Raw genomic sequence first — 12,957 nt, 5'->3', positions numbered from 1 at the left:
GGCAGTGTCGCGCCAAATCAATGCATGATCTCCAAACGTATGAAGCGGTTTTGGATGGATCACGCGAGATCAACAAGCAGGGCGGACATCTCATGATCACCATTTTCGGCTCCATCAATATGGACCTCATCGCCACCACCGACCGTCTGCCGAAGCCGGGCGAGACGGTCGCGGGAAACAGTTTTTCCACCGCCGCCGGCGGTAAAGGCGCCAATCAGGCATTGGCAGCGCGGCGCGCCGGCTCGGCGGTGCGTTTGACCGGCGCTGTCGGCAATGATGGTTTCGCCGTGCCTGCGCTTGCCCTGCTCGATGCCGCCGGCACCGATCTCTCCACCGTCAGCCAAGTTTCCGAGCCGACCGGCACAGCGCTGATCCTTGTCGGCGGCGACGGCGAAAACATGATCGCGGTCGTCCCCGGCGCCAACGGCACGATGACGGCCGAGGACGCGATCAAAGCCGTCGATGCGCTCAACCCGGGCGATACGCTCATGCTGCAGTTCGAAATCCCGGCCGTAGCTGTCGAAACCGCACTCGTTGCGGCAAAGGCGAAGGGCGTCCGCACCGTTCTCAATCTCGCGCCGCTTATTCCGGACGCCGCGCGGCTCGGCCGCCTTGCCGATATCGTCATTGCCAATGAGACCGAGTTCGAAAGACTGGCCGGCCAGGACAACATGTCGGCCAGTGACCGCGAGGCGGCACTCGCCCGCCTGCACGCCGAAACGGGGCAGACACTGATCGTCACGCTCGGCGCCGACGGCGTCACCGCCATCCGCAATGGCGAATTGTCGCGTGCCAAGGGCCTCGTCATCGAACCGGTGGATACCGTCGGTGCCGGCGACACCTTTTGCGGCTATTTGGCTGCCAGCCTTGATCAGGGGCTGGATTTTCAAGTCAGCCTTCGCCGCGCCGCAGTCGCCGGTTCGCTTGCTTGCCTGAAGCCAGGCGCGCAGCCGTCGATCCCGATTGCGAGCGAGGTCGCCGAAAAGCTTTAAGGATCAAATTCCGCAGACAGGACGAAGCGCAATTAATTAAATTTTTGCGCTTCCGTATCATTCTCCTCTGGCCTGCCGCGCATTGGCTGTCTCGCAGCGGCAGGCGCTTTCACGGCGGTCCCATGATGGGGCCCTCCTGTGCCGACCTTGCATCCGGATAATGTGCATCCGACGCATCGTTCTCTCGAGGAAATGATGTCCATCTTTCGTATGAAGTCGCTTGCGGCCAAGCTCATCTTGGTCACTGGGGTAGCGATTGCGCTGGTTCTGTTCGTCTCCAACTTCCTGCTGATTTCGCAGACCAGCGATCGCGTGCAGATGCTGACCATGGATCAGGCCAATAGCGAGGCCAAATCCATCTCCAATGAAATTGCCGCCAATGTCGGCGAGCTTGCCAGCGCTGCCCGGTCCATGGCGGCTATTATCGGGCGCGGCCACGAGGGCCACACCTTCGATCGCAAAGGCATCATCAATATCCTCAAGGCCAATGTCGAGCAGAACGCCTTCGCCTTCGGCAGTTGGTTCTGCGAAAAACTGGGCGCATTCGACGGCAAGACGACTGAACTTGCCAACAACAAGGACGAAGCCGTCAACGACAAGGGCGCGTTCACTCCCTATTGGTCGAAGACAAAGGACGGCGGCATCCAGTTCTCCACTTTCGACAACGACTATACCGCCGCCTGGTGGAAGCTGGCGGCCGACAGCGGCAAGGGCGCCATCACCCCGCCATATATGGCCGAAGGCACCGACGTTCCGACGACCATGAGCTCGATCGCCTACCCCGTGATGTCAGGCGGCAAGATGATCGGCGTCTCCGGCGTCGATATTTCGCTCGCCTCGCTTTCCGCCAAGCTGCAAAGCCTGCATCCCTTCGGCTCCGGCCGCGTCCTCCTGGTCTCCCAGGACAACAAATGGCTGGTGGCGCCGAACAAGGACCTCTTGATGAAAGACTATAGCGGCGACGGCGCCGACATGGTCAAGGCGGCCCTGACCTCCTCGACGGCGGGCCTAGTGAAGGATCTCAGCGACAGCGGCTTGGAAGAATTCGACCGTGTGGTCTATCCCTTCGCCGTGCCGGGCCTCAACGCCACTTGGGTCGTACTCGTCGACGTGCCGCACAGCGCGATTGCCGCACCCGTGCGCGACCAGACCTATATGATGATCATCGGCGGCGTGCTGGTGCTCGCTGCCGTCATGCTGGCGCTTTACGCCGCCGTGCGCACCTTCGTACAGAAGCCTCTCGGCGGATTGGTGGCCAGCGTCAATGATCTCAGCGCCGGCAATTATGCCGAACCCGTCGGAGGCCAGGATCGCGGCGACGAGATCGGCTCGGTCGCCAAGGCGCTCGAAGGTTTCCGCTTCGCCCTTGCAGACACCAAGCGGCTGGAGACCGAAGCCGGCGAACAGCGTCGCGCCGCCGAAGGGGAACGTCACCGCTCGGAAACGGAGCGCGGCGAAACCGTGGCACTGCAGCGGCGCATCGTCACCATTCTCGGCCAGAGCCTGGCCGAACTCTCCAAGGGCAATCTTGGCCACCGCATAGCGGAAGAGTTCCCCGGCGAGTACGCCCAGTTGAAACAGGACTTCAATGCCGCGCTCGCCAGCCTGGAAGAGACGGTGCATACGATGAACCTCAGCATCGGCAATATCGGCGGCGGCACCGGTGAGATCAGCAACAGCGCCTCGGACCTCGCCCGCCGCACCGAGCAGCAGGCGGCAAGCCTGGAGGAAACCGCCGCTGCGCTCAACCAGCTCACGGCCCAGGTCAATTCCAGCGCCGAAAACGCCCGCACGGCTGCCAGCAGCGTCAACTCGGCCTCCGAGGACGCCGGACGCTCCGGCGAGATCGTGCAGAAGGCGATCGCCTCCATGCACGGCATCGAGCAATCCTCGCAGGAGGTTTCGCGCATCATCGGTGTGATCGACGAAATCGCTTTCCAGACCAATCTTCTCGCCCTGAATGCCGGTGTCGAGGCGGCCCGCGCCGGTGAAGCCGGCAAGGGCTTTGCCGTCGTGGCGCAGGAAGTGCGCGAATTGGCGCAGCGCTCAGCCAATGCCGCCAAGGAGATCAAGACCCTGATCAACACCTCGGCCGGCCAGGTCAAGGAAGGCGTCGATCTCGTCGGCCGCACCGGCAACGCGCTGCATAAGATCGCCGAGCAGGTGATGGAGATCAATGGCCTCATCCGCCAGATCTCGGCTTCTGCCAGCGAACAGGCGATCGGGCTGAAGGAAATCAACTCGGCCATGAACCAGATGGACCAGGTGACACAGCAGAATGCCGCCATGGTGGAAGAAACCACCGCCGCCAGCGTAACGCTGAATGACGAAGCCCAGACTTTGAAATCACTGGTCGCCCGCTTCCGCACGTCATACGGCGCTCAGGACAATGCCAGTGCACTGCGCGCCACCGCCCAGCAGATGCGTGCCCCGGCGCCTGCCCGCCGTGCCGCTCCCGCCCCTGCCGCCGCTCCGGCTCGCAAAATGCAGCCGCAGACCCACGGCTCGAATGCGCTGGCGCAGGATGAATGGGAAGAGTTCTGAGCCGACTAATTAAAAACCTCAAAGGCCGCCGGATCGCTCCGGCGGCCTTTTCATTTTCCTGCCGCAGCGCAAGTCAGAGGCGTGCAAAACGCTCCGTCAGCAACGCGAAGAAGCCGTCTGAATCAACGTGGCGGATGACCTTGGCGTTGTGCTTGCGATCGGTGACATGCCACCAGTCGACGACGGTCATGCCGACAGTCAGCTCCGACGTAACCTCGATCTCGACATTGCAATCGCGACCTTTGAACAGCTCCGGCTTCAGCAGATAGGCAATGACGGTCGGATCATGCAGCGGACCGCCGTCGGAGCCGTATTTTTCGATGTCGAAGCGTTCGAAGAACTCCAGCATCTCGACCATGGCCTTCGCCGGAGCAGAGCCGACGGCGGCGATACGCGCGACACGATCCTTGCGGGTCAGAAGCTGGTGGGTCACGTCGAGCGGCATCATGACGATAGGCACACCGGAGCGGAAGACGATATCGGCTGCTTCGGGGTCGACATAGATGTTGAATTCGGCGGCCGGCGTGATGTTGCCGCCCTCGAAAAAGCCACCACCCATCATCACCAGCTCGCGAACGCGCGCGACGATGTCGGGCGCCTTCTGGAATGCAAGTGCGATATTGGTGAGCGGGCCGAGCGTGCAGAGCGTGACCGCGCCCTCCGGCTCGTTTCGCAGGGTCTCCACGATGAAATCGACGGCATGGCCGGGCTGAAGATCCATGGTCGGTTCCGGCAGGTCGGGGCCGTCGAGGCCGGTTTTGCCGTGGACATGTTCGGCAGTGACCAGCTTGCGCTTGAGTGGCGCATCGGCACCGGCAAAAACCTTCACATCGCGGCGGTTGCAGAGCTCACAGACGATACGGGCATTGCGGCTCGTCAGCCGCAGCGGCACATTGCCGGCGACCGTGGTGATGCCGAGCACGTCGATCTCCTCACGGCTTCCGAAGGCGAGGAAAATGGCGGCGGCGTCGTCCTGGCCGGGATCGGTATCGATGATAATCTTTCTAGGCTCGGTCATCTCTGTCGCTTTCCTCCGGTGCAGATCGGCAATCTTGATGCGAGCCCCTTCGAGCTTTGTCAAGCAGACGCCGGCTTGGCAGTTGAGTTTGCAAGGCCGAAATGGATCTCGCACATGCGAAGAACGCGCCTCCTTGCACTCCTCCGCCCCTGCTCCCATATTACACATAGCCGGGTGCTGAAAGATCAGGTCCGGAAAGGTCGCTTGCTACCAAGGACTTGAGACGATGAGCCGGACGACTCCCTTTGCCAGCCCTCTGCTTCTGGGCTTCGACACCATGGAAAAGACGCTGGAGCGGATTTCCAAGGCCAGTGACGGTTATCCCCCTTACAATATCGAACGCATGCGCGCGGACCGCGTTTCCGGCGAGCCGGAGCGCCTGCGCATCACGCTTGCGGTTGCGGGCTTTTCGGAAGACGAGCTCGATATCACCACGGAAGAAAACCAGCTTTTGATCCGCGGGCGGCAGGTGGAGCAGGAGGAACGCGATTATCTCTATCGCGGCATTGCGGCCCGTCAGTTTCAGCGCGTTTTCGTTTTGGCCGAGGGCATGCACGTGCTCGGCGCCGCCTTGAAGAACGGCCTGCTTTCCGTCGATCTCATTCGGCCGGAACCGGACCGGATGGTAAAGAAAATTAACATTTCGGTATCACAGTAAGACAACGGCTGATTGCCGTTGGTCTCTCATGCTGGAGGTACGAACATGCTTTTGAGAGAAGCCACTGCCCGCTTGACCCAATCCGAACTCGCCAACATCGGTGCCGGCGAGGTTGCCTATGTCAGAAAGATGCATTCGGAGGAAGTTTCCCGTTGTTTCCCCGAGGCGCCGGACATCGACCCGAGTGTCGATCTCTGGGCGCTCTTCGGCGCCGACGGCACCCCCATCCTTCTCACCGACAACCGCTCCAGCACGTTCTACAAAGCTGCCGAGGACGAGTTGAAGACTGTCAGCTTGCATTGAGTTTCTGCCGGCGCTTATCGAGGTGCTGCGGCTATGACCTTCGATTGCGTCAAAGCATTTCCATCCTGATACACGGGTTCACCCCTTTCGGCGCATCGCACCTCAACCCGTGCTGACGCATCCTTCTCCGTTCGAGAAAACGGCGTAACTTCACCTTCACGCTACGATGTCCACGTACAGGTAACTCCGCCGCCCGGCGAGGAGCAGGTGGATTTGAGCGATTTCTTGCCGTGAAATTGCGAAAGCCGCAGAAGGAATTGCCGCTCAAACTCTCTTGAACGTCAGGTAAGCCGAAGACCGCCCCTCTCGGCGGGCCTTTGCCTCATAGCGCGTGCTCGGCCAACCCTCATAGGGCGTCAGCCAGTCGCTGGCATTGTTTGCCGCCCATTCAAAGCCGCCATGGGCGTGGCAATGCTGCAGCGTCCAGTTGACATAGGTGTCGATATCGGAGGCGAAGCAGAAGAGAGCGCCGGGTTTCAGGACGCGATGGAAGCGGTCGAGATTCACCTGCGAGACAAAGCGGCGCTTCCAATGTTTTTTCTTCGGCCAGGGATCGGGATAGAGCAGATCGATCTGGTCGAGGCAGGCGTCCGGCAGCCAATCCAGCAGTTGCGTCGCGTCATCATGATAGACACGGATGTTGCGCACACCGGTCTCATCGACGCGAGCAAGCAATTTCTGCATGGAATTGACGAAGGGCTCGACGCCGATGAAGCCGGTAGCTGGATATTCCAGTGCCCGGTGGATCAGGTGCTCGCCGCCGCCGAAGCCGATTTCCAGGCGCAAACGCTCCGTCGGCACCTGGAACAGATTATTCAGCGGCTGCGGCGCAGGTGCGGAAAGATCGACCAGATATTGCGGCAGCAGCGCTTCCAGCCGTTCGGCCTGCTGGCCGCGCAAGGCTTTCCCCTTGCGCCGGCCGAAGAATGCTTCCGTCGCCCGCGACCGGCGCTCGGTATCGGTCATGCAGCTTCCCGGGTCTTCACGGCTTCCTTCAACGCCTTGACGAGGTCCGTGCGCTCCCAGGAGAAGGAGCCGTCGCGGCCTGCCTTGCGGCCGAAATGGCCGTAAGCCGAGGTTTTCGCGTAGATCGGCTTGTTGAGGTCGAGATGGCGGCGGATGCCGGTCGGCGACAGGTCCATGTTCTTACGGATCGCCGCTTCGATCTGGTCTTCGCTGACGCCCTTGCCGGTGCCGTGCAGGTCGACATAGATCGACAGCGGCTGGGCAACGCCGATGGCATAGGAGAGCTGGATGGTGCAGCGGTCGGCAAGAGCGGCTGCAACGACGTTCTTTGCGAGATAGCGTGCAGCATAGGCCGCGGAACGGTCGACCTTGGTCGTGTCCTTGCCGGAGAAAGCGCCGCCGCCGTGCGGAGCAGCACCGCCGTAGGTGTCGACGATGATCTTACGGCCCGTCAGGCCTGCATCACCATCCGGACCGCCGATAACGAACTTGCCGGTGGGGTTGATGTACCAGTTGCAGTCGGTCGCAATCCGCAGCTCACCGAGCGCCTCGCGGATATAGGGTTCGACGACGGCACGGACCTTTGCCGAATCCCAGCTATCGTCGAGATGCTGGGTGGAAAGCACGATCGAGGTCACTTCGCTCGGCTTGCCGTCGACGTAACGAACGGTCACCTGGCTCTTGGCGTCGGGGCCAAGCTTGGCGACTTCGCCGTCACCCTTCTTGCGCGCGGTAGCGAGAAGCTGCAGGATCTTGTGCGAATAGTAGATCGGCGCCGGCATGAGGTCAGGCGTTTCGCGGCAGGCATAGCCGAACATGATGCCCTGGTCGCCGGCACCTTCGTCGCCCTGCTGGTCAGCGGCATTGTCGACGCCCTGGGCGATGTCGGCGGACTGCGAGTGCAGAAGCACGTCGATGCGCGCCTTCTTCCAGTGGAAGCCGTCCTGCTCGTAGCCGATATCCTTGATGGCGCGGCGGGCAGCGGCCTTGAACTTCGAGGGATTGATGACGTCCTTGCCGTCCTTGTCCTTCTTCATCAGGCTCGGCGGCAGACGAACTTCGCCGGCGATGACGACCCGGTTGGTAGTGGCAAGGGTCTCGCAGGCAATGCGCACGCCCCAGGGATTGACGCCTGTCTTTGCCGCTTCGCGGTAGACCAGATCGACGATTTCGTCGGAAATGCGGTCACAGACTTTATCCGGGTGACCTTCGGCAACAGACTCGCTGGTAAACAGATAATTCGCGCGCATATGGGATTCCCCTCAAAGAACAAATCTTCGCTTTTGATATTCGTGTCGAGCGCGAAAAACAAGTCGCAGAAGGACATAAATATATCTTTATATCCCGGCGTAAGTGATAAAATTTTGCCATAAACATGAAAAAGGCGGCCAAAATGACCGCCTGACGACTTTGCCGCCGGAGCGGTGCCTCGAAACGTTTATTCGGCGTCGGCTTCGGCCGCGAGCGCCTTGACGAGCTCGACCACCTTGCGACGGACCTTGCCGTCGGAGATCTTCACGAAAGCGCGGTTAAGCTGCAACCCTTCGGAGGAAGAGAGGAAATCGACCACGTAGTTGGAACTGGAGGCTTCGGCCATGCCGCCAACGGTTGCCGCCTGTTCACCCGGAGCGTCCTCGAAGAAAAAGGAAACCGGAACGTTAAGAATGCTGGAGATATTTTGAAGACGGCTGGCGCCAACGCGGTTGGTGCCCTTCTCATACTTCTGAATCTGCTGAAAGGTAATTCCGAGACTTTCGCCAAGCTTTTCCTGGCTCATGCCCAGCATGGTGCGTCGAAGGCGGATGCGGCTACCGACATGGATGTCGATCGGGTTCGGCTTCTTTTTGTTCTCAATCATCGTATTGCCCTAACATAGGTTGAATTCAGGTCCTGCCACCCGGTTCCCTTAACCACCCCTATAACGCTACGTTGCAGCCGACGCCCCACCAGGCTTTTAGTTTACGTTCAAAAGGCAGACGACAACCACTATGCAATTTTAGGGTTTTTTGGTCAATTCGCCCTGGAAATAAAACCCATGCGTGAAATCAAAGCGATTATACCGACTAGCCCGATGGCCAACCAGAAGTACGCATTTCGCATTCTATCATCGATTGTCGAGCCGGTTGCGCTACTCAAAGTAGCGTCGACAAATCCTTGCTCATTAAAGTCGATTCCGGAAATCAAACGTCCGTGAGCGTCGACATAGGCCGAAACACCTGTATTGGCGCTGCGAATCAGCGGCAATCCCTGTTCGACCGCTCTTACCCGCGCCTGAAGGAAATGCTGATAAGGCCCTGGCGTATCGCCGAACCAAGCATCATTCGTAACGTTCAAAATCGCGTCGGCCTTTCGAATTTCCGGCGTCACCTCATTTGGAAAAATGATCTCGTAGCAGATCAACGGATAGAGTTTGATACCGCTCGGAAGCGTCAGCAACTGCCGGCTGGCGGCGGCGGAAAAGCCGCCCGGCAGCTCGATGACATTCTGAATTCCGAGATAGCCGAGAATATTTTCGAAGGGCACATACTCGCCGAAAGGCACAAGGTGGGTCTTGTCGGAAGCGCCGATGATCTGGCCGCGGCCATCGATCACGTAGATGGAGTTATAATAGCGCGGCTCGAGACCAGGCCCCATGTCCTCGACGCGAACGGCGCCGGTAATCAGGATCTGATCATCGTCGAGTTGATCGGCAATGCGGGTGAGCGCGTCCTGATTATCCGTCAGGATGAAGGGGACGGCGGTCTCCGGCCAGACGATGATGTCGGGCCGTTTGCCGCCGTCGACGGGGGGCTGGACCGAGAGCGAGAGATGCTTGTCGAAGATGGCGGCGCGATCGGCATCGGTGTTCATCTTGGCTTCCTGGTCGATCGCAGGCTGGACGATGCGCACCACCGGCGCCGCCTTGCCTCCGGCCGGAGGTTCCGGCAAGCTCAATGCATAGTAGCCGTAACCGAAATGTGCAGCGGCGATGAGCACGGCGAGCCCGATGCCCGGCACCCGCCCCTGGCGTGTTCCGAGGAGCGCCGGGGCTGCGAAAACGAAGACCGCAAGCACCGTGACACCGAGTGCGCCCACCACATGCGCCGATTGCATCATCAGCGGTGTGGGCATGGCGCCATAGCCGATGGCATTCCAGGGAAAGCCGGTGAAAAGGAAGCTGCGCAGCCACTCCACCAGTCCAAAGGCGAAAGCGAGTGCGGCAATACGCCCCATACCGTCAGACCAGAGCAACCGGGCCAGCGCCGCCGCCACGCCGTAGAAAATCGCCAGAAACGCCGGCAGGCCGAGGATTGCCAGCGGCAACGCCCAGGCGAACTCGTCGGCATCGATCAGAAGCGCATGGCCGAGCCACCAGAGACCGGCAACGAAATAGCCGAAGCCGAATAGCCAGCCGATGGCAAAGGCAGGCCACAGGCGTCCGAGGAAGCCGCTATCGGGACCGGCGGCAGCGCCATCCAGCAGCCAGACGAGCAGCGTGAAGGAAACAAACATCGCTGCGAAAAAGCCGAAGGGCGGCAATGCGAGGACGCCGACAGCCCCCGCCAGAATGGAGAGAAGTGTGCGCTTGAAACCCCAGACGAGGATTACCCTGCCCGAAAGCCGTTCCATGCGCGCGCTCCGTCCAAACTGCGAATCAATTGGCGGCAGTCTTTCAAAAAAGCAGCGATTTGTCCTGCTGAAGCGCCATTTATTGGCTGGCAGTCTTCTGCTCGGCCGGGGGTTCGTCGGGAAGCGTGTCGGGCAACGGCAGGTCGCGCTCGATTACGCCACCTTCACCCTCCGCCTTCGCCGGACGACGGCGCAAGGCGTGACGCTTGCGGGTGATACGCACCCGTTTGATGCGGCGCGGATCGGCATCGAGAATATGGAATTCGAAGCCCGGCAGTGCCTGGACGAGCTCGCCGCGAACCGGAATGCGGCCGAGCGCGGAGAAGATCAGGCCGCCAAGCGTATCCACCTCGTCCACCTGCTCGCTAATGTCGAAATCCGGGCCGATCGCTTCGGCGATCTCCTCCAGTTCGACGCGGGCATCGGCAACGAAGACGTCTTCGGAGACGCGCTTGAACATGACTTCCTCGTCGTCATGTTCGTCGTCGATATCGCCGACGACCATTTCGACGATATCCTCATGCGAGGCGAGGCCGTCGGTGCCGCCATATTCGTCGATGACGAGCGCCATCTGCGTACGGTTAACCTGCATGCGGCGGAGAAGATCGGACGCCAGCATGGAGGGCGGAACGAACAGGATTTTTCGGATGATGCCGGCTTCGGCCAGCGTCTTCTGAAGATCGACGCGGGAAAGGTCGAAATTCGGTTTGGCCGAACGCGCCGGTTTTTCCGCCGGACTTGCGGCCGCAGCTGACACCGAAGCCGCCGCCTTGCCATTGCTGCCGCGGCGCTTGTTGCGCGCCTGCTTGGCGACATAGGACAGGAGATCGCGGATATGCACCATCCCACGGGGATCGTCGAGCGTTTCGGCATAGACCGGCATGCGCGAGCGGCCGCTCTCCTCGAACAGGATCATCAGCTCGCCGATGGTGATATTCTGGTCGACCGCCTCGATATCGGCGCGCGGCACCATGACGTCCTCGACACGCACCTCGCGGAAGCGGAGGATGTTGTGCAGCATCGCCCGCTCGTCCGGCGAGAAGGCGTCGTCATCGGTGGCATTGGTCATCAGCGCATCGGCTAGATCCTCGCGCAGACGCGCCGAACCCTGGGCTGGGCGCAGAATGCGCGCAGCGCGGGCCCAGAAGGAAGAGTGTGATCGTTTGCCGCTACTACTGCCTACCTCATCGGAGGAGGCAGTTTCGGCTCCGTCTTTGGCCTCGGCGGCCGGTCTTGTCGTAAAGTCGCTCATTGTTCCTGATCAGACAGGGTTCAGATCAAATGGGGTCCTGCCCCGCATAGGGATCAGATAGGCCAAGCCCCGCCAAAATGCGAGTCTCCAGCCCCTCCATTCTTTCGGCTTCGCTATTATTCATATGGTCGTAGCCGAAGAGATGCAAGAAACCATGCACCATCAAATGGGTCAGATGGTCGTCAAAACTTTTTTCCAGCTCGGCCGCCTCGCGCTCCACCGTCTCTTTGGCGATGATGATGTCGCCGAGCATCGGGCCGGGTTTACCACCTGGCACGAGCGGAAAAGCGGGGAAAGACAGGACGTTGGTCGCCTTGTCCTGCTCTCGCCATTCTGCATTGATCTCGCGGATCGAGGCATCGTCGGTGAAGACCAGCGACAATTCAGGCGCCATTTTCGGAAAAGGCTGCTTCTCGTTTGTCTCAAGATACGTCGCGGCCGCGCCCAATACGCGCTCGGCCAAGGCCTGCAATTCGCCCTCGGAGGGCCAGCCGCCCTCTTCGACGCTGATCTGTATATCGAGATCGGCCATTAGATTTGCGGATCGACCCCGTTGCCCTCAACAGGAGCGGCGTAGTTCGAGTCGTAGGCCCTGACGATGCGCGCCACCAGCGGATGGCGGACGACGTCGGTGTCCTTGAAGCGGATTATGCTTATCCCTTCAACGTCATTCAGGAGCTGCAAGGCTTCTACGAGGCCGGATTTGACGCCGCGCGGCAGGTCGATCTGGCTGGGGTCGCCGGTGATGATCATGCGCGAATTCTCGCCGAGACGCGTCAGGAACATCTTCATCTGCATCGAGGTGGTGTTCTGCGCCTCGTCGAGAATGACGGCGGCGTTGGCAAGTGTGCGGCCGCGCATGAAGGCGAGCGGAGCGATTTCAATGACGCCTGCGGTGATGGCGCGCTCGACCTTGTCGCCGGGCATCATATCGTAAAGCGCGTCATAGAGAGGGCGCAGATAAGGGTCGACCTTTTCCTTCATATCGCCGGGCAGGAAGCCCAGACGCTCGCCGGCTTCGACGGCCGGGCGCGACAGGATGATCTTCTCGACCGCGCCGCGCTCCAAAAGCTGAGCGGCGTGGGCAACCGCGAGATAAGTCTTGCCCGTGCCGGCCGGGCCGACACCGAAAACCATTTCGGACCGGTCCATCGCCCTGATATAGGCGTCCTGAGTCGGCGTGCGCGCGATGATCGTCTTCTTGCGCGTCGAAATCTGCGCCATCGTCAGCTTGGCTTTTTTCTCCATCGTCGGCAGCGTCAGTTGGTCGTCGGCGGCAACCGCCATGCGGATTGCTCCTTCCACGTCGGAGCGCTCCACATTCCCACCTTTCTGTAGCTTCTCATAGAGATAATCGAGTGTCCGGCGCGCCTGGTTGGTGGCCAGCACGTCGCCGGTGATGATGACGGAATTGCCACGAGCGCGTGCGTCGATGCCCAGACGCTCCTCGAGCAGCTTCAAATTCTGGTCGAACTGTCCGAAAAGTTCGCTGGCGAAGCGATTGTTCTCGAACGTCAGGATGAAGTGATTGGCGTCGCTCGCGGTGCGTGGCTGGCGCGATGAAGAAGAAACCAATTCCTGTCCGTTCAAGCGGTGTGGCTCCTTATGCCGGTCC

Annotated in this window: 12 protein-coding genes; 4 read left to right on the top strand and 8 right to left on the bottom strand. The window is 60.6% G+C overall.

Annotated elements, in window-relative coordinates; translation table 11 throughout:
- The first annotated feature begins 92 nt into the window (after positions 1-92).
- Both K290_RS0105970 and K290_RS0105965 read left to right on the top strand, forming a co-directional pair.
- The gene (locus K290_RS0105970; protein ID WP_028751047.1) at positions 93-992 is read left to right on the top strand and encodes a ribokinase; all 900 of its coding nucleotides are present in this window, start codon (positions 93-95) and stop codon (positions 990-992) included.
- 195 nt (positions 993-1,187) lie between these two features.
- Positions 1,188-3,536 (top strand): methyl-accepting chemotaxis protein, encoded by a 2,349-nt coding sequence (locus tag K290_RS0105965; RefSeq protein ID WP_028751046.1) that lies wholly within the window; start codon positions 1,188-1,190, stop codon positions 3,534-3,536.
- A gap of 73 nt (positions 3,537-3,609) precedes the next feature.
- On the opposite strand, the gene K290_RS0105960 is transcribed toward K290_RS0105965, so the two are convergent.
- Positions 3,610-4,554 carry a nucleoside hydrolase gene (locus K290_RS0105960; protein WP_028751045.1) on the bottom strand — a complete coding sequence of 315 codons (945 nt, stop codon included), beginning with the start codon at positions 4,552-4,554 and terminating at the stop codon, positions 3,610-3,612.
- A 226-nt stretch (positions 4,555-4,780) separates the two neighbouring features.
- Here K290_RS0105960 and K290_RS0105955 point away from each other — a divergent pair, with 226 nt between their 5' ends.
- Both K290_RS0105955 and K290_RS0105950 read left to right on the top strand, forming a co-directional pair.
- Positions 4,781-5,212, top strand: coding sequence for an Hsp20 family protein (locus K290_RS0105955; RefSeq protein WP_028751044.1), 432 nt, complete (start codon positions 4,781-4,783; stop codon positions 5,210-5,212).
- A 45-nt stretch (positions 5,213-5,257) separates the two neighbouring features.
- Positions 5,258-5,515 (top strand): BQ00720 family protein, encoded by a 258-nt coding sequence (locus K290_RS0105950; RefSeq protein ID WP_028751043.1) that lies wholly within the window; start codon positions 5,258-5,260, stop codon positions 5,513-5,515.
- 264 nt (positions 5,516-5,779) lie between these two features.
- On the opposite strand, the gene trmB is transcribed toward K290_RS0105950, so the two are convergent.
- The 7 genes from trmB to K290_RS0105915 all read right to left on the bottom strand — a co-directional run bounded on the left by trmB (position 5,780) and on the right by K290_RS0105915 (position 12,932).
- Positions 5,780-6,481: a tRNA (guanine(46)-N(7))-methyltransferase TrmB gene (trmB, locus tag K290_RS0105945; protein WP_028751042.1), complete on the bottom strand. Its 702-nt coding sequence runs from the start codon at positions 6,479-6,481 to the stop codon at positions 5,780-5,782.
- A complete protein-coding gene (metK, locus tag K290_RS0105940; protein ID WP_028751041.1) occupies positions 6,478-7,731 on the bottom strand; it encodes a methionine adenosyltransferase in 1,254 nt (417 codons plus the stop codon). The genes trmB and metK overlap by 4 nt, the downstream gene beginning before the upstream one ends.
- A 188-nt stretch (positions 7,732-7,919) precedes the next feature.
- Entirely contained in the window at positions 7,920-8,339 is a 420-nt protein-coding gene (locus K290_RS0105935; protein ID WP_028751040.1) for a helix-turn-helix domain-containing protein, read from the bottom strand.
- 152 nt (positions 8,340-8,491) lie between these two features.
- The gene (lnt, locus tag K290_RS0105930; protein WP_028751039.1) at positions 8,492-10,090 is read right to left on the bottom strand and encodes an apolipoprotein N-acyltransferase; all 1,599 of its coding nucleotides are present in this window, start codon (positions 10,088-10,090) and stop codon (positions 8,492-8,494) included.
- 79 nt (positions 10,091-10,169) lie between these two features.
- Entirely contained in the window at positions 10,170-11,342 is a 1,173-nt protein-coding gene (locus K290_RS0105925) for a hemolysin family protein (protein WP_028751038.1), read from the bottom strand.
- A 25-nt stretch (positions 11,343-11,367) separates the two neighbouring features.
- Positions 11,368-11,874 carry an rRNA maturation RNase YbeY gene (gene ybeY / locus K290_RS0105920; RefSeq protein ID WP_028751037.1) on the bottom strand — a complete coding sequence of 169 codons (507 nt, stop codon included), beginning with the start codon at positions 11,872-11,874 and terminating at the stop codon, positions 11,368-11,370.
- A complete protein-coding gene (locus tag K290_RS0105915; RefSeq protein ID WP_028751036.1) occupies positions 11,874-12,932 on the bottom strand; it encodes a PhoH family protein in 1,059 nt (352 codons plus the stop codon). The genes ybeY and K290_RS0105915 overlap by 1 nt, the downstream gene beginning before the upstream one ends.
- Positions 12,933-12,957 lie beyond the last annotated feature (25 nt).

The sequence above is a fragment of the Rhizobium leucaenae USDA 9039 genome (assembly GCF_000426285.1).
GTDB classification, from domain to species: Bacteria; Pseudomonadota; Alphaproteobacteria; order Rhizobiales; family Rhizobiaceae; genus Rhizobium; species Rhizobium leucaenae.
This window is presented reverse-complemented; position numbering and strand designations above follow the sequence as displayed.

Coding starts and splice junctions, on each gene's coding strand:
- trmB (WP_028751042.1), bottom strand. CDS start 6,481: ATGACCGATACCGAGCGCCGGTCGCGGGCGACGGAAGCATTCTTCGGC.
- K290_RS0105950 (WP_028751043.1), top strand. CDS start 5,258: ATGCTTTTGAGAGAAGCCACTGCCCGCTTGACCCAATCCGAACTCGCC.
- lnt (WP_028751039.1), bottom strand. CDS start 10,090: ATGGAACGGCTTTCGGGCAGGGTAATCCTCGTCTGGGGTTTCAAGCGC.
- K290_RS0105925 (WP_028751038.1), bottom strand. CDS start 11,342: ATGAGCGACTTTACGACAAGACCGGCCGCCGAGGCCAAAGACGGAGCC.
- K290_RS0105955 (WP_028751044.1), top strand. CDS start 4,781: ATGAGCCGGACGACTCCCTTTGCCAGCCCTCTGCTTCTGGGCTTCGAC.
- K290_RS0105965 (WP_028751046.1), top strand. CDS start 1,188: ATGTCCATCTTTCGTATGAAGTCGCTTGCGGCCAAGCTCATCTTGGTC.
- K290_RS0105935 (WP_028751040.1), bottom strand. CDS start 8,339: ATGATTGAGAACAAAAAGAAGCCGAACCCGATCGACATCCATGTCGGT.
- K290_RS0105970 (WP_028751047.1), top strand. CDS start 93: ATGATCACCATTTTCGGCTCCATCAATATGGACCTCATCGCCACCACC.
- K290_RS0105960 (WP_028751045.1), bottom strand. CDS start 4,554: ATGACCGAGCCTAGAAAGATTATCATCGATACCGATCCCGGCCAGGAC.
- ybeY (WP_028751037.1), bottom strand. CDS start 11,874: ATGGCCGATCTCGATATACAGATCAGCGTCGAAGAGGGCGGCTGGCCC.
- metK (WP_028751041.1), bottom strand. CDS start 7,731: ATGCGCGCGAATTATCTGTTTACCAGCGAGTCTGTTGCCGAAGGTCAC.